We start from the raw sequence: 23,375 nt of genomic DNA, 5'->3' as shown, positions 1-23,375 counted from the left end.
AATCCCGGCAAATCAGTGCCGGGAATTTTTTGTCTGCCTTATTTTTTCTGCAGTGCGCCCTGCAGCATGATGTCACCGAAGGACAGCGCGTTGAACAGCCCCACACGGTTGGCCTGGCGGACGATGCGCTCGGGCAGCGGCTTGGAAGCGTCGGTGGACAGCAGTACCAGATGGACTTTGTCGGCCACTTCCACGCCGTTCTCCTGGCGGTTGCTCAGCACCTGCAGGTAGACGATGTAGGGATCGGTCATGGAACCATAATAGATGTCATTGCCGCAGCGCACCAGCGGACGGCCTTTATAGGTCAGTTTGGGCGTGAATGCCATAGCGGAAACCTTCTTTCGCTCATATTACTATTATACCATTATACCACAGTTAGGCATATATTACAAATCTAATTTGTCGCGCTCCACTTTTTCCTGGTTCAGGGCGACCTGTTCGGTGAGCATCCGGACCTTGCTGTCCAGCTGGCTGAGACGGATGGACATGAAGAACTGCTTGGCCAGCAGCAAAAAGATGATGACCACATAGACGAAGTTGATGGGACTCATGAAGCCCAGCAGATCGGCCGCCCAGTAGGCGATACCGGGGAAGATGGCCAGAATCAGCAGCGCCGCGCTGAACACCAGCCAGAAGATGGTGTCCTCGATCTGGACCTTGGCCAGCCGCACCCGGCGCAGGATGAAGCCTGCCGTAAAGAGGCTGCCCACGATCAGGCAGATGCGGATGATCGTTTGATCGAACATATCACAGGCTCCTTTCGGGGTAGGGGGTCTCAGTGTCGCGCTTGCGGAACCACTGGATCAGCAAAATGGAAATGGACATCTTGACCATATACTGGATGCTGTTCCAGAGATTCAGGTAGCTTTGCCCGGCGGTGCGTTCGCCCATCTCCACCTGGACCTCCTTGACGGTGGCACCGTTCTTGATCAGGTAGCTGATGGTATCAGGCTCCGGTCCGTAGTTGAGATTCTGGGCAAATTCCTCCACCATGGCGCGGTTGAACATTCGCATGCCGCTGGTGGGGTCGCAGATGGCCCGGCCGGTGGTGAGCCGGATGGACCAGCTGATGATGTAGCTGCCCAGCATCCGCAGCGTCTTGGGCTTTTTCACGGTCAGGAACCGGCTGCCGATGACGATGTCGTTGCCTTCCTCCAGTGCTTCCAGCATGGGACCGATGTATTCCGGTTTGTGCTGGCCGTCGGCGTCCATCTGCATGGCGCAGTCGTAGCCGTTGTCCGCCGCATAGCGCAGCCCGGTCTGGAAGGCGCCTGCCAGACCCAGATTGATGGGCAGGTCGATCAGCCGGTAGCCGTGGGCCCGGCAGATGGCAGCCGTTTTGTCCCGGCTGCCGTCGTTGACCACCACGTAATCGTATTCGGGGTACCGGCTCGTCAGGTTTTCCACCACCTGTACGATGTTGTCCTCCTCGTTGTGAGCGGGGATCACGATGAGCAATTTCGACATCTTAACTCCTTTTTGCGCTCGTCCGGGCGTCCTGCGCCGTTTTCATCATTGTAGCAAAGACCGCCTGCCATGTAAAGCGGGCCGTCAGGTTTTCAAAGGTGCGCGCTGCGCGGGTCCGGGCTGCCTCCGGGTCTGCCAGAACGGTGCGCAGCGCGGCTGCCAGGGTGTCGGGGCGGGTGTCTTCCAGATAGACGGCATAGTCCTCGTCAGGCAGCAGTTCGCCGGTGCCGGCGGTGTGGGTGCATACAATGGGGCAGCGGCAGGCCGCGGCTTCCAGCAGTGTGGTGGGAAACCCCTCGGCGTATTCGGTGGGCAGGCAGTAGCAGTCCGCCTGGTCCAGCAGCTGAATGATCTGCGGGTGAGGCAGCGCGCCCAGCACCTGAACAGAACCGCCCAGCGCCCGCAGTTTTTCCTCCTCGGGACCGGTGCCGGCCACGGCCAGCACACATCCCGGCAGCTGCTGCACGGCCTGGGCCAGCTGGAATGCTCCTTTTTCGGGAATCAGCCGTCCCACAAAAGCAATCAGGTGGCCTTCTGCCGGAACCGCCAGCTTTTGCCGCCAGTCGGTATGCGGCTCGGCCTGCGCCAGAGAAGTCAGCTCCTCCGGGTCCACGGCATTGGGCAGCGTGCCCGCCGCCGTGATGCCGAAGGTCCCCAGCCACCGGCAGACATCGCCGGAAACACCGTAGAACGGGAATCCGCAGTGCCGGATGATGCCGCAGGCCAGGTGTTCATACCAGCGTCCCAGCAAGCCGCCCAGTCCGCCGTGCATCATGTAACCGGTGGAGTGGTCGATGACCAGGGCGGGAATATCCTGCTTGCGGCACTGCCTTGCCGCCCAGACGCTCTGGGTGTACATCCGGGTCTGGATGACCGCAAAATCGATGCCTTGGGCCCAGAGATCCTCCGCCGGTGCCAGGGGACGCAGCACAGGAAAACGCCCGCCCATCACCGGAAAGGCCGGCAGGCGGTAGATCTCCAGCCCGTCGGCGTCCCGTTCCCGGGACGGCAGGCCCGGCAGAGCGCTGGTCACGATGAGGGCGCGATGTCCCGCCGCCACACAGCGACGCGCCAGATTCCAGGTATAGCGCTCCACACCGCCCGGGGTGGGCAGGTACTGCGCCGAGAAAAAGCAGAAAGTCATAGGAATTCCTCTGCCGTTATCTTGCGATGACGGCCAGCATGGTATTCATCAGTACGCCGAACTGGGTCAGGGCCAGGGCCCCCATCAGACGGACCGTGGCGGTGTCCTCATCCGTTACCCGGGCCACCTGTCGGGGCAGGCAGACCAGCAGAAGCAACGGCAGCACGGGCAGGAAATACCGCCCCTGCAGGCCGTAGAGGGTGTCGTAATGGGTGGGGGTCCAGAGCAGGCATCCCGCCACCGCCAGCAGGCAGCAAAGCACCGCGGCCATCCCACACCAGACACGGCCGCGACCGACAGGCAGCAGGGAAGCGCCCTGCACCGGCAGCGCCGCGTAAACCAGCAGCAGATACAGCAGAACCACCCAGCCCCAGGCCAGATCCAGGGAATAGTAGCTCAGACTGCCGCCCACCAGGGTGCGCAGATAGTGGTCGCCGTTTTCCACGGCGGAGCGCACCAGCAGCAACACCGTGTCATACAGGTGGGTCAGAATATAGCCCGGTGTGTAGGTGATGCTGTCGGCCTCGTCGGTCACGCTCTGGGTGGCACGGGTGGCCTGGGCCGCCTGTACTTCAGCCGCGATGGTATCCCGGTCGAGTGGCAGACGGTCATCCATGACACCGGGCTCCAGGCCCAGTTCCGCGAAGCGCTCCTTGCAGTACTCCAGGCTGTAGACGACCTTGTAGACCGCCTGCGCGCCGCCGGTGGCATAGTCGGCGGCCAGATCGGTGTTGCCGGTCTGGACAAGATCCTCGCCCAGCAGGGCCAGCGACGCCTGGGAGAGAACGTCCTCCCCGTCGGTATAGCTGTTGATCTTATCGGTGTTGAACAGGAAGGTCTGCCCCAGCACCACCGGGGATACGTCGCCCTCTTTCAGAGCCTGTACCCAGAAATCCACCTCGCTCTGGGCGGGATCGCGGGTATCCTCCACATAGTAGTAGAGACGCCGGACATAATTTTCCAGTGTATTCTCGCCGCAGATGAGGTCCTCGTAGGCGTCATCCGGTTCGGTTGGCCGGGCCTTTTCGGTGCGGGACACCGGGGAAAACCCGGTGGTTTCGGCCACGGTGGAAGCGGTTGCCTCTTCGGAGGAGGAGGCTGTGGCCCCGGCCAGAGTGCCGGTATTGAGCACCAGGGCCAGCAGGACGCAGGCGGCCAGATAAGCGGCTTTCTTGGCGTTGGCATAGCGGCCCAGCCGCAGGCCGGGCACCAGGAGTACCAGGGCCGCCAGGGGCAGATAGACCATTTTGCCGGGGGCCAGCAATACGCCGGTGAGCAGCAAAGCCGCCAACCGTGCCGGGGAGAGGACTTTGTGGGAATCGGGGCCGAAGGCGGCATCCAGTACCAGGGCCGTAAAGGCAAAGCAAAGCCCCAGCAGCGGGGCGTCCCGGCTGAAACTGGCCGCCAGATGGAGCGTCATGGGCAGCAAAGCCACCGCGGCAAACACCCGCTTGCCGAAAGGCGCCACACGCACGGCCCAGGCCGCCAAAGCGGCAAAGAGCAGCAGATTCGCCAGCCGTCCCAGGGCCAGCGCCGGCGTAAAGCCCCAATGCAGAAGATAGGCCAGAAACACCGCCGCACCGCTGACAAGGTAAAGCAGCGGATTCTGGTCGGTCTGCAGTTCAGCGTATTCCTGGTGGCTGTCGAAGGAGGCGTCGGTGGTGGTGAACAGTGTGCCGGTGAATTCCTGCCAGGTGAAGACGGTGGTGTTCTCATCCTGCAGGGTGGCATCCACATCGGTCTCCCGGCGGAAACTGGTGGTGGTGGGCACATGGCCCATCTGCCATCCGTCGTCCGAGAAGAAATTCGCCCATCGGCAGGCCAGGGTAAAGCTCTGGTTGATGTGGTATTTCTCGTCAGGAGCGGCGTAGGGGGGCAGCACAAAGCTGTAGAGTACACCCAACCCCAGCACCAGCACAAAGACAAGGCGGGGCAGGCGCACTTTGCGGCTGAGCACTGCCCAGACGGTGAAGGCGGCCAGCAGGGCTGCAAAACCGCAGATCAGCAGGAAAAACCGCGTCAGATAGCCGCCGATGCGCTGGCAGGTCACCTGGACGGCCATGGTGCCGTCCACCGGGGAGCCATCCAGCTGCATGGGGTCCTGCCAGAGGGCCACACCGCTGCTGTGCCCGATGGCCAGCACGTCGGTTCCGGTGTAGTGGGGCGTCAGCGAGAGCTGATACCGCCGCCCGGCGGTGCCCTGCACCTCCCGGTCCAGGCCCAGCACGGTGTACTGGGCGGGCACGATGTAGCCCATCACGCCGGTGGAGCGGGCCAGCTCTTCGCCGGTATCGGCGTCGGTGAGCACCAGTTCCAGTTCGCCCTCAGGCTGGCCGCCCGGCAGGTAGAATTCCACGCCCACAGCCAGCAGATTCTCGTCAAAGGTGAAAGTTTGGCTGGCGGTCTGACCGTCCTGCAGGATGGTGGAGGCGCTGTAGTCGTCACTGATGGATTCCGACCGGCCTTTGCCCAGTTCGGGACGCACCAGGGCCAGCCACACCAGCACCGAGACCGCCAGCAGTACCGCCAGCGTGCCCGCCGCCCAGAACAGTGGTTTATCCAGTTTTTTCAGTTTGGGTCTGCCCGGCATACAACCCCTCCGGTTCAATCCAGCGGTACGCCGAAGGCGGCAAACACCGCATCTTTCCAGCGTCCGTCCGTTTCCAGAATTTTCTGTACGGCCCCGCGCACGGCCCCATGGCCGCCGCACTGGGGACAGATGTAATCCGCCCGTGCCCGGATGATGTCCGAAGCGTCGGCGGGGCAGGCGACAAAGCCGCAGAGGTTCATCGCCGCCAGATCGTTGATATCATCGCCGCAGTAGGCCACTTCCTCTTTGGTGTAGCCGTTTTCCGCCATGAATTTCCGCAGAAAATCCGATTTGACCTGTACGTTCTGGTACACATCGGTGATTTTCAGGTCGGCGGCCCGGCGGCGCACCGGCTCGCCTTCCCGTCCGGTGCAGATCATCACCCGGATGCCGGCGGCATGGGCAATGAGCAGCCCGGCTCCGTCCTTGGCGGCAAACTTTTTGATCTCGGTGCCGTGGGAATCGTAGTAGATGCCGCCGTCCGTCAGGGTACCGTCGACATCCAGGACCAATAAACGAATCATGGGTTACGCCCTTTCGTATTCACTGGGAGTGAGGAACCGCACCGGCAGTCCGGCAGCCCGGATGGCACCGGCCATCTGGGCGTTGTAGGCGTCGCCGCGGCCTGTGTGGGTGTGCAGCCCGGCGTCAGCGTAGGCGGGAGCCCCCGGCCGGTAGCCGTCGGCACCGGCCAGCAGCACTTCTGAAGCGCCGCACAGCCGCAGCAGCCGCAGCAGCATCAGCACGCTGTTGCCGCCCTGGGCGTCGGTGCCGGAAAGCCGGTCGTAGTTCACCACGGTGGCTGCGGCGTGAGCGCGCAGGTTGCTGGTCAGGATCACCGGGCAGGGGTAGGCGCTCTCCTCGTCAAAGCGCTTGGCGTTGGTGAAAAACGCATAGCCGGGCGTGACAAAGTCCGGCACAAAGTTGGCCGAAACCGTCACATCGGCTTGGGCAGCCTGCACGGCGGCGCGGCCTTCCTCGGTAGCCAGAGAGGCGCCGGGGGCCAGCACGAGGACTTTCTTCCCGGCAAAAGCATCCCGCAGGGAGGCCAAAGCGGCCTCGTCATCGATGCGGCGGTTGCGGTACTCGGTGTAGAGTTTGTCGGCGTAGGCGGCATCAAACACCGTCTTCTTGCCGGGATCGATGGCCGCCAGGATGTGGTTGATGTCCCGGTTGGTCAGATCGCCCTTGTTCAGGAGATGCTCGGCGTAGTTGCGGTGGAGGTTGAACCGGGCCGACAGGAAGTAGGCGGGGGTGTAGCCCCACTCGCTTTCGCCCTTGATGGGGGCGATGTGGTCCTGAATGGCGTCCATGATCTCGTCCAGGTCGTAGTGGCAGCTGCCGGTCTCGTTGCGGTAGTCCGCCACCAGTTCGATGGGCAGATTGCCGGGGGCGCGGCCCATGCCCATCAGGCTGGCGTCCACGGTTTTGTCCCGCAGCAGGGGTTTGTCGATGAATTCCTGGGCCAGACAGAAGCTCAGGGCCATGTTTTCATGCAGATGCAGGCCCAGCCGGATGTCGGGGGCCAGGTTGTGGTCGGCCAGGGAGACGATGCGCTCCAGATCCCGGCGGCGCATGCTGCCGAAGGTGTCCACGATGGAGAACTGCCAGGGATGGATGGCGTTGACCTGGTCGAAGATCCACAGCAGGTCCTTGTCATTGTAGCCCATGATGTTGATGGGATTGATGGACAGCTTGTAGCCCCGGGCCTTGACCTCCCGGGCAAAGTCCATGCCGTCCCGGATATCGTAGTCGTGGGCGGTGATGCGGATGAGCTCGATGCCATGGCCGTCGTAGGGGCTGAGTTTGGAAATGTCATAGTTGGAGCGCATGGCCATGCCGGAGTAGAGGGTGTGGCCACGCTGGCCCTCGTCGGGCAGCAGGCGGTTGAGCTCCTCGATGGTGTTGCAGACCGTCACATCGGGGTCGTAGCCCTCCACGTTGCGCAGAAAGCCCACCTCCACCAGGTCGGTGCCGGCCCGGGTCAGGGACTGGATGATCCGCCGCGCCGAACCGAAGCCCCAGCGCCAGTCGTTGATGTAGCCGCCGTCGCGCAGCGTGCAGTCCAGCAGTTTGATGTCAGGCATGATGTTTCTCCTTCAAAATCTCGTTGACCAGCGCCAGATCCTTGGGGGTGTCCACGCTGACGGTCTTGTAGGGGCTCACGATGGCGTGAACCTTGTGGCCGTTCTCGATAAACCGCATCATGTCGTTCTCCTCGGCCTTTTCGAGAATGGATTTGGGGGTTTCGTGATAGAACGCAAGAGCCTGCTTGCTGTAGAGCTGGATGCCGGTGACCTTCTCGTACTCGAAATCCAGCGTGCCTTTGGGGTAGGGGATGGGGCTGCGGGAGATCAGCAGGATCTCCCGGGCTGCGTTGGTCACCACTTTCTGGTTGGAAAAGTCGATGACGTCGGCGGGATGCTCCATGATGTTGGTCAGCACCGCCACGTAGTAGGGATCCTCAGGCAGTGTGTCGGGCAGGATCAGGTCGAAGGCCGCCGGATTCACCAGCGGTTCGTCCCCCATCAGCTGCAGGTACAGGTCGGCTTCCACCTTGGTGCTGACCTCCCAGATCCGCCCGGTGGGGGTATCGTGGTCGGGGCTGGTCATCAGATACTGCATCTCGTACTGTTTGCAGGCGTCGGCGATGCGCTCGTCGTCGGTGGCGATGAGCACGTCGTCCAGCTTGGGACAGGCCTTGGCAGCCTGGTACACCCACCAGATCATCGGCTTGCCCAGCACATCAGCCAGGGGCTTGCCGGGCATGCGGGTACTGGCGTACCGCGCGGGGATCACAGCGATCGTTTTCATGGGGAAAACCTCCTGTAAACGGATTTTATTGGGAAATCAGCGCCTGGGCCTCCTCCAGCGTGAGGAGAATCTTTTCCTCGGCCGCCGTAAAGCCCCGCAGCACGAAGCTCTGCACGGTTACGGCCCGGCGGAAGGTAAAGGGCAGGCAGAAGTTAAGTACCTCACTGGGCATGGTGCGTTCCAGGATCACCGCATCGGGAAAGAGTGCCTGATAGTCGGTGGTGTCCCGGGGGTGGGTCTTGATGAAGAGCGGCCCCACCGCATAGCGGGCGGCCACCGCCCGGAACATGGCGTCCTGGTGCTCCTGGGTCATCAGCCCGTCGGCCACAAAGCTGCGGGGCAACAGCAGGGTGGCGCCCTCGGCCTGTTCGGGCAGCGGCTGGGTCAGAAAGACGGTGCGCACCATGGCTTTTTCGGCGTCGGTCAGTGACTGGAGCAGCGCTCCTTTGCTGTCGGTGACCAATTTTTCGGGCCCGAACAGGGTGCACCGGCTGGCGTCCTCGCTCTCCACGAGCTTGCACCAGGGGCTGTCCCCCCAGTAGAGATATCCCTTGCCGGAGTTCTGCTTTTGGGCAAAATCCGGGGCGGCGCGCTGGTCGGTGACCAGATGCTGGTCGGGCCCCAGGGTGCTGCCGAAGGTGTCCTCGCAGAGGATGTACCCGGCATGGCAGTCCTGGAGATACCGTCCCAGCACGCTCCAGTCGTTATGGATATACACGTTTTCATACCGGCCGCGGTCCAGCTTCCAGCCGCAGAGCTTTTCAAAGGCCCGGCGGGCACGCAGAGCGGCCAGCGGTCCTGTCACGGTGCCGGGCCAGCGGGTCTCATCCACCAGCACGGTTTGCACCACGCCGGTCTTGTCCAGCCGGACCGCCAGGGCTTCGGCGTCGGCCACCGCGGCGGAAAGTACCATGGTGTGGGGGCCTCCTTCGGCCCGGCCCGCCCGCAGCAGGTCCACCAGCACCTGGTAGGCCGTGTGGCAGATATACAGATTGGGTTTCATGCCTCCGCCTCCAGCAGCTTGACGGGCGGGAAGTGGATGCGGCCCCAGCCGGCGGCCCATTCGGGCATGGTCAGGTCGCTGTTGGTGACCTCAAAGGCAAACTCCGTCACCGGCTTGTCCAGGCAGACCGCCTGGCGCAGCGCCCCGTCAAAAATATCCAGGTAGAAATAGTATTGTCCCTCGCCCAGAAGGCTGGGGTCAAATTCAAACACGGTGGTGTAGAGCTGACCCGGCTGGGCGGCGCCCAGGTCCACCGGATGGGTGATGCCCACGGGTGTGGAGTCCCGGGCGTGGAGGTTCATCTTCATGTGGATGCCCGCGAAGGGTTCCGCCACCCGCCAGGTGATCTTCACCCGCATCTTTTCGGTGTCGGCAAAGACGCTGGATTCCTTGCCCACAAAGTCCAGGGTCTCCAGCCGGAACCGCTTGCCGGCGCTGCCGGTCATGCGGGCTACGTTGGCCAGGTCGTAGTGCACTACATTCACGTCGGTGGTGTCCATATAGATGGCGATGGCCTGTTCCACGTCGCCGTCAAAGATCACCTTGCCCTTGTCCAGCACGATGCAGCGATTGCACAGCTGGCGGATGGTGCTCATGTTGTGGCTGACGTAGAGGACGGTGCGGCCGTCCTGGTTGGCCACGTCGCTCATCTTGCCCAGGCATTTCTGCTGGAACTTCATGTCACCCACGGCCAGGACCTCGTCCATGACCATGATCTCGCTGTCCAGATGGGCGGCCACGGCGAAGGCCAGCTTGACGAACATGCCGCTGGAATACCGCTTGACGGGAGTATCGATGAAGTCCCCGCACTCGGAAAATTCGATGATCTGAGGGAGTTTCGCGTCGATCTCCGCCCGGGTCATGCCCAGGATGGCGCCGTTCATATAGATGTTTTCCCGACCGGTCATCTCGTTGTTGAAGCCGGTGCCCACCTCCAGCATGGAGGCCACCCGGCCCCGGATGCGGATCTCACCCTCGGTGGGGGCGGTGATGCGGGAGAGCAGCTTCAGCAGGGTGGATTTGCCGGCGCCGTTGCGGCCGATGATGCCCAGCGCTTCCCCCTGGTAGACCGTCAGGTCCACGCCGTTCAGCGCCATGAAGGTCTGGCCGAACAGCCGCTGGTCGGTGCCGATGACGGTGTTGGGGTCCTCCTTGCCGCGGACCCGCGCCCACCAGCTCTGGAGATCGTGGGTCAGGGTGCCGCCGCCGATCTGGCCCAGTTTGTATTGCTTTTTCAGTCCCGTGACCTGGATGACGGGGCGTTTTTCATTTGCAGACATGTCGGCCCCCTCCTTACACGGTATCCATAAAGGTTTTTTCGATGCGGCTGAAGAGCACCACGCCCAGCACCAGCGCCACCAGGGTGAACGCCACGCTGTAGAGGATGGCCCCTGCCGATACACTGCCGGTGCCCAGGGTGGCCGCCCGGAACACTTCGATGGGGGCGGTCATGGGGTTGAGCTCCACCAGCACTTTCAGGCGGGGGCTCTCATCCAGCATGGAGAGGGGATAGACCACCGGGGAGGCGTACATCCACAGCTGGACGCCGAAGCCCACGGCGATGGCCAGGTCTCGGTACTTGGTGGTCAGGGAGGAGACGATGATGCCCACACCCAGCCCCAGCAGCATGACCTGGAGCATGACCAGCGGCACCGCCAGTGTCCACAGGGTGAAGTGCACCTCGGCACCGGTGGCGAAGAAGTAGAGCCAGAACACCAGGTACATGGCGGCCTGGATCAGGAAGTTGATGAGGCTGGTGAGTACCTGGCTCACCGGCATGGTCAGCCGGGGAAAGTAGACCTTGCCGAACACCTGGGAGTTGGTCACAAAGGTGTTGGCGGTGTTGTTGACACAGTTGGCAAAAAAGGTCCAGACGGTGTTGCCGGCCATATAGAAGAGGAAGCCCGGCACGCCGTCGGTGGGCATGCCTGCCATGTTGCCGAAGACCACGTTGAAGATCAGGGTGGTGATCAGCGGGTTCAGCAGGATCCAGGCGGGACCCAGGATGGTCTGTTTGTAGAGCACCGTGAAGTTGCGCTTGACGAACATGAGGGTCAGGTCGCGGTACTGCCACAGCTCTTTCAGGTTGATATCGAACCAGCCGCTGCGGGGGCGGATGACAGTCGTCCAGCCGTCGTCGGCGGGGCGGGAAGTTTGGATGTTTTCAGCCATAGGGCACCTTTTCCTTTTAGAATAGCATACCAATAGATACTACATTTTACCACAATACCTGCGAAAATACAACAGAGCGTCCCGGTGTTGCGCGGCGGCGCCGGACATGGTATACTCAGCGCAGAAGAAGTGGTCTGCCAAAAGGAGGTACATCCATGAGCGTCCCTACCGTTTGGGTTCTCAGCGTATTCTGGACTGGTTATGGAATTCTCGGGATTCTGGGCATTCAGAACATTCCGGAAAAATACAAATACAAGAGCTGGACGCCGGATTATATCCGGATGAACGGGATCGGCATGGTGATTTTTGGAGTCAGCTGGTTTATTCTGGGGTTTGTGCTCAAGGCGTTTCCGCTGCCGCTGCTCAAGGGTTTTGGGCTGACGGTGCTTTTCTCGCTGCCGGCCCTCGGGTACGCCCTCTACGTCGACCGGAAAAGCAAGGCATGGCGCCGGGAGGCGGACGAAGAATGGCGCCGGAAAAACGCGAAAAAATAAAGCAACCCCGGCAGGGAGAAAACTCCCTGCCGGGGTTTTGTCATGCGGCGGTTGCCTGACGCTGCCGCATTCGCGACCAGTTGATGAAACCGTAGATATCGTTGGCGAAGAACATCACAAAGCAGACCACCACCGACAGATAGGAAGGATCCTCTGCCACCGCCAGGCCCCACAGCAGGATGAGCACCAGATCGTTGGCGGCGTAGGCCACCGCGAAGGCAGGGCTGCGGCGGGCTGTCAGGTAGACGGCCAGGAAGCTGGTGGTCACCGACAAGGTGCTGGGCAGCAGGTTGGCGGTGCCGAAGGCCCGGAGGATGAAGTAGAACACCACGGTGACGATGATGCTGAGCACCACGGCGAAAACGCCCTCCCGGCGGGAGATGCTGCCCACCTTGACCTCGGCGCGGCCGGCGCCGTAGGGGTGGCGCAGCCAGCAGATCAGGGCGTACAGCGACATGGGGGCGGTCATGCCCAGATAGGTGATCATCTCGCCGTAATAGGAACAGGTGAAGGAGATATAGCCGTACAGCAGGCAGAAGGCGATGCCCAGCACCTGCCCGAAGGGATTGCCCTTGGCGTTGAAGATGAGGGCCGTCACCCCGATGAGGGAGGCCGTCAGGGAGAGATAGTCGCTTTGCTGGAAGAGCAGGAAGGTGCCCACGATCATCAGGACCGAGACACCCCACAGGGTCCATTCGGCTTTGGTGAAGTATTTGAGCTTGGCAGACATAATAACCTCCGTAAAAAAACGCATCCGCCTGTACATCTTCAAAGACCTACGATGTACAAAACGAATGCGTTATGCATTACCTACCCGGTGGTAGTTTGTTTCTATTCAGTTGCGAGGCTATGATAGCATATCGCCTGCCGAAAGTCAACCCTTACCAAAAAGAGGAAGTGCCCGAAGGCACTTCCTCTTGTCATTGGGGAAAAATCAGACGTTGAACACCTTGTTGGCGATCTCGTCCTTGACCTGGGCAACAAAGGCGTCCAGATCCATGGCCGTGGTCTCGCCTTTGCGGTTGCGCACGCTGATGTTGCCGGCTTCCACTTCCTTGGCACCCAGCACCAGCATATAGGGGGCGCGGTCCTCCTGCTGGGCCAGACGGATCTTGTAGCCGATCTTCTCGTTGGACTCATCCAGCACGGCACGGATGCCGGCGGCTTTCAGCTTGTCGTTGACCTCGCGGGCGTAGTCCAGCGTCTTTTCGCTGACGGGCAGCACCTTGACCTGCACAGGGGCCAGCCAGGTGGGGAAGCGGCCCTTGGTCTCCTCGATGAGGTAGGCCATGAAGCGGTCCAGAGAACCCAGGATGGCGCGGTGCAGCACCACGGGGGTCTTCTCGCTGCCGTCCTTGTCCACATAGGTCAGGTGGAACTTGGCAGGCAGGCAGAAGTCCAGCTGGCAGGTGGACAGGGTGTACTCGGCACCCACGGCGGGCTTGACGTTGACGTCCAGCTTCGGGCCGTAGAAGGCAGCCTCGCCGATCTCCTCGGTGAACTGGATGCCCAGCTCGGTGAGCACTTCCCGCAGGGCCTGCTCGGCGTGGTTCCACATGGCGTCGTCGTCATGGTACTTCTTCTTGTCGGCGGGGTCGCGCAGCGACAGCACGCAGCGGTAGTCGGTGATGTGGAAATCCTTGTACACATCAAAGATCAGGGCGCAGACGGCAGCTACTTCGTCCTTGATCTGCTCCGGCGTCACAAACAGGTGGGCGTCGTTCTGGCAGAAGTGACGGCCGCGCTCGATGCCTTTCAGGGTGCCGCTGGACTCGTAGCGGAAATCGTGGGCGATCTCGCCGATGCGGATGGGCAGCTGACGGTAGCTATGGGGCTGGTTGGCGTAGATCATCATGTGGTGCGGGCAGTTCATGGGACGCAGCACATAGCTTTCGCCCTCCATCTCCATGGCGGGGAACATGTTCTCACGGTAGTGATCCCAGTGACCGGAGGTGCGGTAGAGGTTCACGGTGCCGATGCAGGGGGTCATGACATGCAGATAGCCGCGCTCGCGCTCCTTCTGCTTGATATAATCCTCCAGCTGCTGCCACACGATATAGCCGTTGGGCAGGAACATGGGCAGACCGCGGCCCACCAGGTCGTCGGTCATGAACAGCCGCATCTCCTTGCCGATCTTGCGGTGGTCGCGCTCACGGGCTTCCTGCTGCTGCTTCTCCCATTCTTCCAGTTCCTCCTGGTTGTGGAAGGCCACACCGTTGATACGGGTCAGCATCTTGTTTTCCTTGTCGTTCTTCCAGTAAGCACCGCTCTGCTGGGTGATCTTGAAGGCCTTCAGCGCCTTGGTGTAGGTCAGGTGAGGTCCGATGCACATGTCCACATACTCACCCTGCTGGAAGAAGCTGAACTCGGTCTCATCGGCCAGATCGGACATGTGCTCGATCTTGTAGTGCTCCTGGCGCTCCTGCATCAGCTTGAGAGCCTCGTCGCGGGGCAGGATAAAGGGCTTGATGGGCAGGTTCTCCTTGCAGATCTTGCGCATCTCTTTCTCAATGGCGGCCAGATCCTCGTCGGTGAGCTTGGTGTCGCCGAGATCCACGTCGTAGTAGAAGCCGTTCTCGGTGGCGGGACCAAAGGCGAAGTCCGCCTCAGGGTACAGGCGCTTGATGGCCTGGGCCATAATGTGTGCGGCGGTGTGGCGCAGAACGTGCAGTTCCTGGTCCTGCGGGCATTCCGCCACGGTGCCGTCCTTGTAGATGATTTTCATGGTAGCTGCCTCCAAATAAAAAATGCTTCATCCCTTACTGTTCCCAGGGATGAAGCATACAAATACTCCACGGTTCCACCCAACTTGCGCTTTATATAAGGAAAGCGCCACTCGCGGCGGCTGTAACGGGCCGTACCCGGCGGGGGTTCGCCCCCACACTCGGCGGTGGTAAAGGTGTGGTCTGCGTCCGGGCTGCTTGCACCACGCGGCAATATCCGCGGCAGCTTTCTCTGAAAACGCCTTGCCGCACCCCGTTTGTCCGCCTCACAGCTTTCAACAGGATGAAGTTAATTCTTTTATAGCACAACCCGGCGGGGAAGTCAAGCCCAAAAATTTTCCCGCTGTTTTGCACAAAAAAGGGCGCAGGCCCCGGTGTCCAGTCCGCAAAACGCCAAAATTTGATTTTATACATTGACTTTACATATTTATGCAATTATACTGGGTCACATAGCCGGGTGAGGGTCCGGCTGTTTCTGAAATCATATCAAGATAAGAAGGTATAACACATGAAAAAACTCACTGCTCTGCTGCTGGGCACCGCCATGGTGCTGAGCCTGGCCGCCTGCGGCGGTTCCGCTTCTCCCAGCGAGTCCGCCGCCTCCTCTTCCGAAGCTGCTTCCTCCGAGGCCGCTTCCACCGAGGAAGCTACTTCTGAGGCCGCTGCCGCCGAAGTGACCACCGTCACCCCCGGCAAGCTGACCATGTCCACCAACGCGGCCTTCCCCCCGTACGAGATGACCGCTGATGACGGCAGCTTCGAGGGCATCGACGTGGAGATCGCCCAGGCCATCGCCGACAAGCTGGACCTGGAGCTCCAGATCGACGACATGGATTTTGACGCCGCCCTGCTGGCCGCCCAGAACGGCAAGAGCGATATGGTCATGGCCGGTGTCACCGTCACCGACGAGCGCCAGACCGTCATGGACTTCAGCGATACCTACGCCAACGGCATCCAGGTGGTTATCGTTCCCGAGGATTCCGACATCACCTCCATCGACGACATGACCGGCAAGATGATCGGTGTGCAGCGCGGCACCACCGGTGACCTGTACTGCTCCGACACCGTGGAGAACGGCGGCTTCGGCGAAGAGAACGTCACCCCCTACGACAACGGTCTGACCGCTGTGCAGGCTCTGATGAACGGCCAGGTGGACTGCGTCGTCATCGACAATGCCCCCGCCCAGGAGTTCGTCAAGGCCAACCCCGGTCTGAAAATTCTGGACACCGAGTACGCCAATGAGGAGTACGCCATCGGCGTTGCCAAGGGCAACACCCAGCTGCTGGATGCCATCAACGGTGCCCTGGCTGAGCTGAAGGCCGACGGCACGGTGCAGAGCATCATCGACAAGTACATCACCGCCGAATAAGCGGTTCTCCCGAAAGGAGAAGGCACGCCGGGAACCCGGCGCGCCTTCTCTTTGTCCTACAGGAAAGGTTGTGGAACGGATGGAAGCACAGTTTGAGGCGCTTTCGGAACTGGCAAAAAGCGGCGGAAGCCTGACCTTCGGCCAGGAATTCTTCGTCAAATTCTATCAGGCGTTTTTGTACAATGACCGCTGGCTGCAGTACATCGAAGGCGTGGGCACCACCCTGCTGGTCACCGCCATCGCGCTGGTGCTGGGCGTGGTGCTGGGGTCCGTGGTGGCCCTGGTCCGTGTGGCCCATGATCAGCAGCGCCCCCATCACCGCAACCCGGTGCTGGGCTTCGTCAACGTGATCTGCCAGGTGTATGCCACGGTCATCCGCGGCACCCCTATGATGGTACAGCTGCTCATCATGAGCATGGTCATCTTTGCCAGCAGCCGCAACTTTACCATGGTTGGTGCGCTGGCGCTGGGCATCAACTCGGGGGCCTACGTGTCGGAGATCATCCGCGGCGGTCTGATGGCGGTGGATCCCGGCCAGATGGAGGCGGGCCGCAGTCTGGGCCTGAACTACATCACGACGATGGTGCTGATCATCATTCCCCAGGCCATCCGTTCCATCCTGCCGTCCCTGGGCAATGAGTTCATCATCCTGCTCAAGGATACCTCCCTCATCACGGTTATCGGCGGCAAGGAGCTGCTCTATGCGGCCCAGGGTGTCATGAACCGTACCTACGAGGCCATGTTCCCGCTGCTGGGCGTGGCGGCCATCTACCTGGTGCTGGTGCTGCTCTTCAGCGCCCTGCTGGGAAAACTGGAAAGGAGACTGGCGCAAAGTGATCGACGTTAAAAATCTGCAAAAGCATTTCGGCGGCCTGCAGGTGCTGCGCGGCGTGAACCTGACCATCAACAAGGGCGACTGCGTCGTGCTGGTCGGCCCTTCGGGCTGCGGCAAGTCCACCTTCCTGCGCTGCCTCAACCGGTTGGAGGAACCTGACGGCGGCCAGATCATCTTCAACGGCGAGGAAGTAACCGACAAGGACATCGACCGCGTGCGCCAGAAGATGGGCATGGTGTTCCAGCATTTCAACCTCTTCCCGCACCTGACGGTGAAAAGGAACATCACGCTGGCACCGGTGCGCCTGGGCCTGATGAAGCAGGAGGAAGCCGACGCCAAGGCGATGGAGCTGCTGCAGCGCATCGGCCTGGCCGAGAAAGCCAACGCCTACCCGAACATGCTGTCCGGCGGTCAGAAACAGCGCATTGCCATTGTGCGGGCGCTGGCCATGAACCCCGATGTGCTGCTCTTCGACGAGCCTACCTCCGCCCTGGACCCCGAGATGGTGGGCGAGGTGCTGGAACTGATGAAGGAGCTGGCCCGGGGCGGCATGACGATGGTCTGCGTCACCCACGAGATGGGCTTTGCCCGGGAAGTGGCCAACCGCATCATCTTCATTGATGAGGGTGTGGTCAAGGTGGACAAACCGCCCAAGGAATTCTTCGATAATCCGGAGAACGAGCGTCTCAAGGCGTTCCTCTCCAAAGTCCTGTAAACCAGAAGCGGTCCCGCTGTCAGCGGGACCGCTTCTTTATTGCCCTTCGGCGTGGAGCCGGGCCAGCTGCCGGTATTCCTCCTCGTTGGCGGCGATGAAAGCTGCCTGTTGGGAACTGACCGGGCGCACCACCCGACCCGGCACTCCCATGACCAGGCTGCCGGCGGGCACCTGCATCCGCTCGGGGATCAGTGCCCCGGCGGCGATCAGGCAGCCCGGCCCGACGACGGCCCCGTTGAGCACGGTGGCGTTCATGCCGATCATGCAGCCGTCGCCGATCATGCAGCCATGCACCACGGCGGCATGGCCGATGGAAACACCCCGTCCCAGCACCACATCCAGCCCCGGGCCGGTGTGCAGCACGGCGTTGTCCTGTACGTTGCTGCCGGCCCCCACCACGATGCGCCCGGTGTCGGCCCGCAGGACGGCGCCGTACCAGACGCTGGAACCTTCCTCCAGCCGGACGTCGCCGGCCAGCGTTGCGTTTTCTGCCACAAAGACCGCGCCCCCGTCCACGGGGGCCTTGCCCTTCACGGTATGGAATGCCATGGAAATCACCTCAGATTCTGTGTATGATTCTATGATACATCAACCGGCCCGAAATTGCAAAAGGCAGCCCGGGTATGGTACAATACCATTATGCGGGATGCACCGCGAAGATTGCAAAACAGGCAGGGAAGAAAGTATGTCCATCAAAATGATCTGCAGCGACCTGGACGGTACGCTGCTGCCCTATGGCCGCAAGACGTTGGAGCCGGAGGTTTTTGGGCTGATCGAGGCGCTGGCGGACCGCGGCATTCTCTTTTGTCCGGCGTCGGGGCGGCAGTATACCAGCCAGAAAGCACTGTTTGCTCCGGTGGCGGACCGGTGTGCCTTTCTGTGCGAGAACGGGGCCGTCCTCTATAAAAACGAAGCGTGCATCGGCAAGACGCCCATGCCCCGGGCGCTGGCCGAGGCCATTGCCCGTGATATGTGGGAGCGCAGCGACGGCCAGGGAGAAGTCATGCTCTCAGGCCAGAACTGCGCCTATCTGATGGAGCGCGGCCTGGGCATGCTGGACCGCGTGCGGTTCATCGGCAACCGGTATGAGATCATCCGGGATCCCGCCGATGTACCGGAGGAGATCGTCAAGGTATCGGTCTATCTCCACGAGGGCGTGGAATCCTATGCGGACCGCTTTGTGCCGCGCTGGCAGGAGGCCAACTGCGCGGTGGCGGGACCGTACTGGATCGACACCACTCTGGCCAACAAGGGTACCGGCGTGCGGAAACTCTGCGAAGTGCTGGGCGTGGACCCCGGGGAGGTGCTGGCCTTCGGGGACAATTACAACGATACCGCCATGCTGGACCTGGTGGGGATGCCCTATATCATGGACAGCGCTGCGGAACCGCTGCGCCAGCGATATGCCCGGCATACCCCGCGGCCCGAAGCGGTCATGCGGGTGCTGGCGGCGGGCGGCAGTGTCTGAGACATTTTACACCTGTGCAAATCGCACAGATAAAAAATGCGGACTTGCACAGGTTGCACAAAAAGTATGAATAAACTTTGTAATTTTGCGCATGGACAAATGCATCTTGCCGATGTAAAAAAATTACAACAAGATTGTTACTCCTGCGAGGCATTACTTGTACGCATACATCCCTAAGGTCAGCTTTGTATGTTTGTACGTATCTTTGCCACGGGGAGTTTATTTTTTGCTCAAAATTTCCGTTTGGACCAGAATAAACGCGCCAGGGCGGGCTGTAGATGAAAGTAATCAAAAATGTGGCGCTGGCCCAGGACGCCAAGGGGCGGGAGATGATCGTCTTCGGCAAGGGCATCGGATTTCCGGCTACGCCGTATGAACTGGCGGATCTCTCCGCGGTGCAGCGCACCTTCTATGATGTTGATGAAAAATACTTTGATCTGCTGCGGGATGTGCCCCAGGAGGTTTTTCTGGCGGCGGACGACATCGCCGAAAATGCCCGGGATGAACTGAACTGTCCGCTGAATCCCAATCTGACCTACGTACTGGCCGACCATCTGAATTTTGCCATCCAGCGCTGCCGGGAGGGCGTCGCCCTTCAGACACCGCTTGCCTACGATATCCGGCATCTCTATCCCCAGGAATATGAGCTGGCCCACACAGCCCTGAAGGCGCTGCGGGAACAGCTGCAGGTGGATCTGCCGGAGAACGAAGCCATCAGCATTGCGCTGCACATCATCACGGCGGAAGCCGAGGTGGGGGATATGCATGCGACGATGCTGACCACCAAAGTCATCTCCGAGATCTCGGACCTGGTGGAAGAGCATCTGCAGATCCGTCTGGATAAAGACAGCTTCAGCTATTCCCGTTTTGCCATGCATATGCGGTACCTGGTACAGCGTATGATGGAAGGAAAAGCTTTGAACGGTGACGACGGCATGCAGGCCATGCTGCGGACGATGCACCGGGAATATCCCGATGTGTACGCCTGCGTAGAGTAGATCACCGCCTTTTTGCAGAAAACTACCACTGGAACTGCACCCAGGAAGAACAGCTCTACCTGCTGATGCACATCCACCGCGTGCAGGCCGAACGGGCCGGCACAAACTGAATCATCCTTGGCACAAGTGGAAAGGATCGTTACCCGCACCTGGTTTGCGGGGCGTCACCCAGGACACCATGTGTACGCCCCGGCGGGGTGTATTCTGGTGGAATGGGTGTATTTTTTTGGTATATCCGCCGTCCGGCGCGCGAGGACGGTGCGTTATATAGAACTTATCTCGTCGGGGGCATCATCCCGTTCCGGAAGGAGGCGGCAGCCATGCAGACAGCGTCAGAGCAACAGCCTGACCTGCTGAGTACACTGGTCCCGTTGTTGGGCGGGACAGACAACATGGCCGCCGTCAATCGGCGGGGACACCGCTTTTCGATCACCCTCAAGGACCAGAGCCTGGCAGACACCGATGCCCTGGCCGCACTGCCGGCCGTGGCACAGGTAAGCCTGCACAACGGACACCTGCGCCTTGAACTGACCGAAGAGGCCTACCAGACAAATCAAAAGGAGAATCGACTTATGGCTAGTAAATACGACGGTCTTGCGCGCATTATTATCCAGAATGTGGGCGGCAAGAGCAATATCATCTCGCTGACGCACTGCATCACCCGGCTGCGTTTCAAGCTCAAGGATGAGAGCAAGGCGCAGACGGAAGTGCTGAAAGAAACCGACGGCATCGTGACCGTGATGCAGAGCGGCGGCCAGTATCAGATCGTGATCGGCAACCACGTTAACGATGTCTACGAGGCAGTATGCGAAGTCGGGCATCTGACGGGCGCTGGCTCTGTGGACGAAGGCGGCAATCCCGTACAGGAGGCGCCCGCCGATAACGCCCCCAAAAAGTTTGATCCCTTTGGTGCCTTCGTCGGCATCATCACCGGCGTATTCACTCCGGCCCTGGGCGTGCTGTGTGCCTGCGGTATCCTGAAAGGCCTGCTGTCCCTCTTTGTGGCCCTGGGCGTACTGGATGGCGCCGGTTCCACCTACAACATCCTCTACTCTCTGGGCGATGCTTTCTTCTACTTCATGCCCATCCTGCTGGCTTACAGTGCCGCCAAAAAGTTCGGCCTGCCCGAATTTGAAGGCATGATCATCGGTGCCGGCCTGCTCTATCCCTACATGGTTTCCTCCAGCACGATGGATCACAGCAGTCTGTTCATGATCCCCGTCACCATGCCTTCCTCCGGCGATTACTCCTCCAGCATCATCCCCATCATCTGTGCTGTGGCCTTCGCCGCCTGGTTTGAGAAACTGTACAAGAAATTCATCCCCGAAACCATCAAAATGTTCACCGTGCCGCTGATCACATGCACCGTCACCTTCGCGCTGACCCTGTGGATCATCGGACCCATTGCGTCGGCGGCGGCAGACCTGCTGGCCATGTTCTTCAGCTGGCTGGCCGGCATCAGCGGCGTGGTTTACGGCTTCGTGATCGGTGGTCTGTGGCAGATCCTCGTCATGTTCGGCCTGCACTGGGCACTGGTACCCATGATGCTCAACAACCTGCAGACCGTCGGTCAGGATACCATCCTCTCCGCCATGCTGGGCACCACCTTTGCCCAGACCGGTGCCGTCCTGGCCATCTGGGTCAAGACCAAGAACGCCAAGACCCGTTCTCTCTGCCCGCCGGCCTTCATTTCGGCCATCGCCGGTGTCACCGAGCCTGCTATCTACGGCCTGACCCTTCCCAAGAAAAAGCCCTTCGTGGTCACCTGCATTGTGGCGGCCATCGCCGGTGCGGCCATGGTAGCCACCAACACCATCGCCTACTCCATGGGCGGCCTGGGCGTTTTTGCTTATACCCAGTTCATTAACCTCAGCACCAATGAGGTTGGCGGCATGATCGTGGCCATCGTGATCTCTCTGATCGCCGTGGTGCTGGGCTTTGTGGGTACCTTCTTCACCTATTCCGAGGAACCCGCCAAAAAGTAAGGCGAACGATCGCATTTCCATCCGGTATCCGCGGGGCGCGGCAGCAGCGCCGCACCCCGTTCTTTTTTAACAACAGGAGGATCCCACCATGAGCGTTTTCCGTGACGATTTTCTTTGGGGCGGCGCCTGTGCCGCCAACCAGTTTGAGGGCGCCTGGGATGTGGACGGCAAAGGCCCCAGCATCCCCGATCTGTGCACCAACGGTACCCACACCACCCCCAAACTGCTGACCCCCACCATCGAGCCGGACAAGTTCTATCCCAGCCACGAGGCCATCGACTTCTACCATCACTACGAGGAGGACATCGCCCTCTTTGCCGAGATGGGCTTCAAGACCTTCCGCACCTCCATCAACTGGACGCGCATCTTCCCTACCGGGGAGGAGAGCGAGCCCAACGAGGCAGGCCTGGCCTTCTATGACCGCGTTTTCGACTGCTGCAAGAAGCATGGCATCGAACCGCTGGTGACCATCAGCCACTATGAGCTGCCCTACGCTCTGGTGGAGAAGTACAACGGCTGGGCAGACCGCAAGCTGGTGGACTTCTACATGAACTACTGCAAGGCGATCTTTGCCCGGTACCAGGGCAAGGTCAAGTACTGGCTGACCTTCAACGAGATCAACGCCGGCATGATGCCTTTCGGCGGGGTGCTTTCCCTGGGCACCTGCAAGGGCTACCGCGGTCCCGCCGTGGCCATGCCCGACGATCCCCAGACCCGCCTGCAGGCGCTGCATCACCAGTTCATCGCCAGCGCCCTGGCGGTGAAGTACGCCCACGACCACTATCCGGAGTACAAGATGGGTAACATGGATTGCTTCATCACGTCCTACCCCTACACCTGCGACCCGGCCGACATCCTGGCCAATCAGCAGGCCATGCGCAAGACCAACTGGTATTGCTCCGACGTACAGGTCCGCGGCGAGTACCCGGCCTACGCCAAGCGCCTGTGGGAAGAGATGGGCGTGACCATCCATATGGAACCCGGCGACGCTGAAATTCTGAAGAACGGCACTGTGGACTTCTACACCTTCAGCTACTACATGTCCAACTGCATCACCACCCATGATGATGCCACCAAGACGGAAGGCAACGTGGCCCAGGGCTTCAAGAACCCCTACCTGAAGGCCTCCGACTGGGGCTGGCAGATCGATCCCCAGGGCCTGCGCTACTCCCTGAACGAGATCTACGACCGTTACCGCATCCCGGTCATGGTGGTGGAAAACGGTCTGGGCGCCCGGGATACCCTGGAAGCCGACGGTACCGTGCACGACAGCTACCGCATTGACTATCTGCGTGCCCACATCGAGCAGATGGCCGAAGCCGTCAAGGACGGCGTGGACCTGATGGGGTACACGCCCTGGGGCTGCATCGACCTGGTTTCCGCCTCCACCGGTGAGATGGCCAAGCGCTACGGCTTTATCTACGTCAAGAAATACGACGACGGTACCGGCGATCTGAGCCGCCTGCGCAAGGATTCCTTCTACTGGTACAAGAAGGTCATCGCCTCCAACGGCGCGGACCTGACCTGATTCGCGATTCTCCACTTTCATCATAAAAGCACGGAAATGCGCCGGGCCCATCGGCCCGGCGCATTTCCAG

General features: G+C 60.9%; 22 protein-coding genes. 8 read left to right on the top strand and 14 right to left on the bottom strand.

The annotated features are described in order from the left end of the window. Nucleotides 1-38: 38 nt before the first annotated feature. Genes NQ490_RS03815 through NQ490_RS03765 form a run of 11 tightly spaced genes read right to left on the bottom strand, consistent with a single transcriptional unit; the run spans nt 39 to nt 11,190 of the window. Nucleotides 39-326 carry a hypothetical protein gene (locus NQ490_RS03815; RefSeq protein WP_007047526.1) on the bottom strand — a complete coding sequence of 96 codons (288 nt, stop codon included), beginning with the start codon at nt 324-326 and terminating at the stop codon, nt 39-41. 60 nt (nt 327-386) lie between these two features. After that, nucleotides 387-746 carry a DUF2304 domain-containing protein gene (locus tag NQ490_RS03810; protein ID WP_007047525.1) on the bottom strand — a complete coding sequence of 120 codons (360 nt, stop codon included), beginning with the start codon at nt 744-746 and terminating at the stop codon, nt 387-389. Nucleotide 747: 1 nt separating this feature from the next. Then, nucleotides 748-1,467: a glycosyltransferase family 2 protein gene (locus tag NQ490_RS03805; RefSeq protein WP_007047524.1), complete on the bottom strand. Its 720-nt coding sequence runs from the start codon at nt 1,465-1,467 to the stop codon at nt 748-750. A gap of 1 nt (nt 1,468) precedes the next feature. Further along, nucleotides 1,469-2,611 carry a glycosyltransferase family 4 protein gene (locus tag NQ490_RS03800; RefSeq protein WP_007047523.1) on the bottom strand — a complete coding sequence of 381 codons (1,143 nt, stop codon included), beginning with the start codon at nt 2,609-2,611 and terminating at the stop codon, nt 1,469-1,471. A 16-nt stretch (nt 2,612-2,627) separates the two neighbouring features. Next, complete coding sequence (locus NQ490_RS03795; protein WP_007047522.1) at nt 2,628-5,201, bottom strand: DUF2142 domain-containing protein; 2,574 nt, start codon at nt 5,199-5,201, stop codon at nt 2,628-2,630. 14 nt (nt 5,202-5,215) lie between these two features. After that, complete coding sequence (locus NQ490_RS03790) at nt 5,216-5,725, bottom strand: KdsC family phosphatase (protein WP_007047521.1); 510 nt, start codon at nt 5,723-5,725, stop codon at nt 5,216-5,218. Nucleotides 5,726-5,728: 3 nt separating this feature from the next. Further along, complete coding sequence (locus NQ490_RS03785; protein WP_007047520.1) at nt 5,729-7,288, bottom strand: aldolase catalytic domain-containing protein; 1,560 nt, start codon at nt 7,286-7,288, stop codon at nt 5,729-5,731. Continuing rightward, entirely contained in the window at nt 7,281-8,015 is a 735-nt protein-coding gene (locus tag NQ490_RS03780) for a 3-deoxy-manno-octulosonate cytidylyltransferase (RefSeq protein WP_007047519.1), read from the bottom strand. The genes NQ490_RS03785 and NQ490_RS03780 overlap by 8 nt, the downstream gene beginning before the upstream one ends. Nucleotides 8,016-8,040: 25 nt before the next feature. Next, nucleotides 8,041-9,018 carry a glycosyltransferase family 52 gene (locus NQ490_RS03775; protein WP_007047518.1) on the bottom strand — a complete coding sequence of 326 codons (978 nt, stop codon included), beginning with the start codon at nt 9,016-9,018 and terminating at the stop codon, nt 8,041-8,043. Then, nucleotides 9,015-10,298 carry an ABC transporter ATP-binding protein gene (locus NQ490_RS03770; RefSeq protein WP_007047517.1) on the bottom strand — a complete coding sequence of 428 codons (1,284 nt, stop codon included), beginning with the start codon at nt 10,296-10,298 and terminating at the stop codon, nt 9,015-9,017. Before NQ490_RS03770 ends, NQ490_RS03775 begins: the two co-directional genes overlap by 4 nt. 13 nt (nt 10,299-10,311) lie before the next feature. After that, nucleotides 10,312-11,190, bottom strand: a complete 879-nt coding sequence (locus tag NQ490_RS03765) for an ABC transporter permease (protein WP_007047516.1) — start codon at nt 11,188-11,190, stop codon at nt 10,312-10,314. A gap of 155 nt (nt 11,191-11,345) precedes the next feature. On the opposite strand from NQ490_RS03765, the gene NQ490_RS03760 reads away from it, so the two are divergent. After that, entirely contained in the window at nt 11,346-11,684 is a 339-nt protein-coding gene (locus NQ490_RS03760; protein ID WP_007047515.1) for a hypothetical protein, read from the top strand. A 40-nt stretch (nt 11,685-11,724) separates the two neighbouring features. Here the strand turns inward: NQ490_RS03760 and pnuC are convergent, their stop codons facing one another. Both pnuC and thrS read right to left on the bottom strand, forming a co-directional pair. Further along, the gene (gene pnuC / locus NQ490_RS03755; RefSeq protein WP_007047514.1) at nt 11,725-12,450 is read right to left on the bottom strand and encodes a nicotinamide riboside transporter PnuC; all 726 of its coding nucleotides are present in this window, start codon (nt 12,448-12,450) and stop codon (nt 11,725-11,727) included. Between the two features lie 168 nt (nt 12,451-12,618). Next, on the bottom strand, nt 12,619-14,409 hold the full coding sequence (gene thrS / locus NQ490_RS03750) for a threonine--tRNA ligase (protein ID WP_007047513.1): 1,791 nt from the start codon (nt 14,407-14,409) through the stop codon (nt 12,619-12,621). Nucleotides 14,410-14,915: 506 nt separating this feature from the next. On the opposite strand from thrS, the gene NQ490_RS03745 reads away from it, so the two are divergent. The 3 genes from NQ490_RS03745 to NQ490_RS03735 all read left to right on the top strand — a co-directional run bounded on the left by NQ490_RS03745 (nt 14,916) and on the right by NQ490_RS03735 (nt 17,326). Then, entirely contained in the window at nt 14,916-15,776 is an 861-nt protein-coding gene (locus NQ490_RS03745) for a transporter substrate-binding domain-containing protein (protein ID WP_007047511.1), read from the top strand. 79 nt (nt 15,777-15,855) lie between these two features. Further along, nucleotides 15,856-16,623 carry an amino acid ABC transporter permease gene (locus NQ490_RS03740; RefSeq protein ID WP_007047510.1) on the top strand — a complete coding sequence of 256 codons (768 nt, stop codon included), beginning with the start codon at nt 15,856-15,858 and terminating at the stop codon, nt 16,621-16,623. Next, the gene (locus NQ490_RS03735; RefSeq protein WP_007047509.1) at nt 16,610-17,326 is read left to right on the top strand and encodes an amino acid ABC transporter ATP-binding protein; all 717 of its coding nucleotides are present in this window, start codon (nt 16,610-16,612) and stop codon (nt 17,324-17,326) included. The genes NQ490_RS03740 and NQ490_RS03735 overlap by 14 nt, the downstream gene beginning before the upstream one ends. Nucleotides 17,327-17,362: 36 nt before the next feature. Here NQ490_RS03735 and NQ490_RS03730 read toward each other — a convergent pair whose 3' ends face one another. Further along, nucleotides 17,363-17,875: a gamma carbonic anhydrase family protein gene (locus NQ490_RS03730; protein ID WP_007047508.1), complete on the bottom strand. Its 513-nt coding sequence runs from the start codon at nt 17,873-17,875 to the stop codon at nt 17,363-17,365. Between the two features lie 136 nt (nt 17,876-18,011). On the opposite strand from NQ490_RS03730, the gene NQ490_RS03725 reads away from it, so the two are divergent. From NQ490_RS03725 to NQ490_RS03710, 4 genes are all read left to right on the top strand, one after another. Continuing rightward, on the top strand, nt 18,012-18,794 hold the full coding sequence (locus NQ490_RS03725) for an HAD family hydrolase (RefSeq protein ID WP_040917813.1): 783 nt from the start codon (nt 18,012-18,014) through the stop codon (nt 18,792-18,794). 278 nt (nt 18,795-19,072) lie between these two features. Next, on the top strand, nt 19,073-19,792 hold the full coding sequence (locus NQ490_RS03720) for a PRD domain-containing protein (RefSeq protein WP_007047505.1): 720 nt from the start codon (nt 19,073-19,075) through the stop codon (nt 19,790-19,792). Between the two features lie 320 nt (nt 19,793-20,112). Beyond that, complete coding sequence (locus tag NQ490_RS03715; protein WP_242654991.1) at nt 20,113-21,777, top strand: PTS transporter subunit EIIC; 1,665 nt, start codon at nt 20,113-20,115, stop codon at nt 21,775-21,777. Between the two features lie 88 nt (nt 21,778-21,865). Further along, nucleotides 21,866-23,305 carry a glycoside hydrolase family 1 protein gene (locus NQ490_RS03710; RefSeq protein ID WP_007047503.1) on the top strand — a complete coding sequence of 480 codons (1,440 nt, stop codon included), beginning with the start codon at nt 21,866-21,868 and terminating at the stop codon, nt 23,303-23,305. The last annotated feature ends 70 nt before the right edge of the window (nt 23,306-23,375 follow it).

The organism is Subdoligranulum variabile (assembly GCF_025152575.1).
Classification (GTDB): Bacteria; Bacillota; Clostridia; order Oscillospirales; family Ruminococcaceae; genus Gemmiger; species Gemmiger variabilis.
The sequence above is the reverse complement of the archived record's forward strand: the minus strand, read 5'-3'. Positions and strand labels throughout refer to the sequence as shown.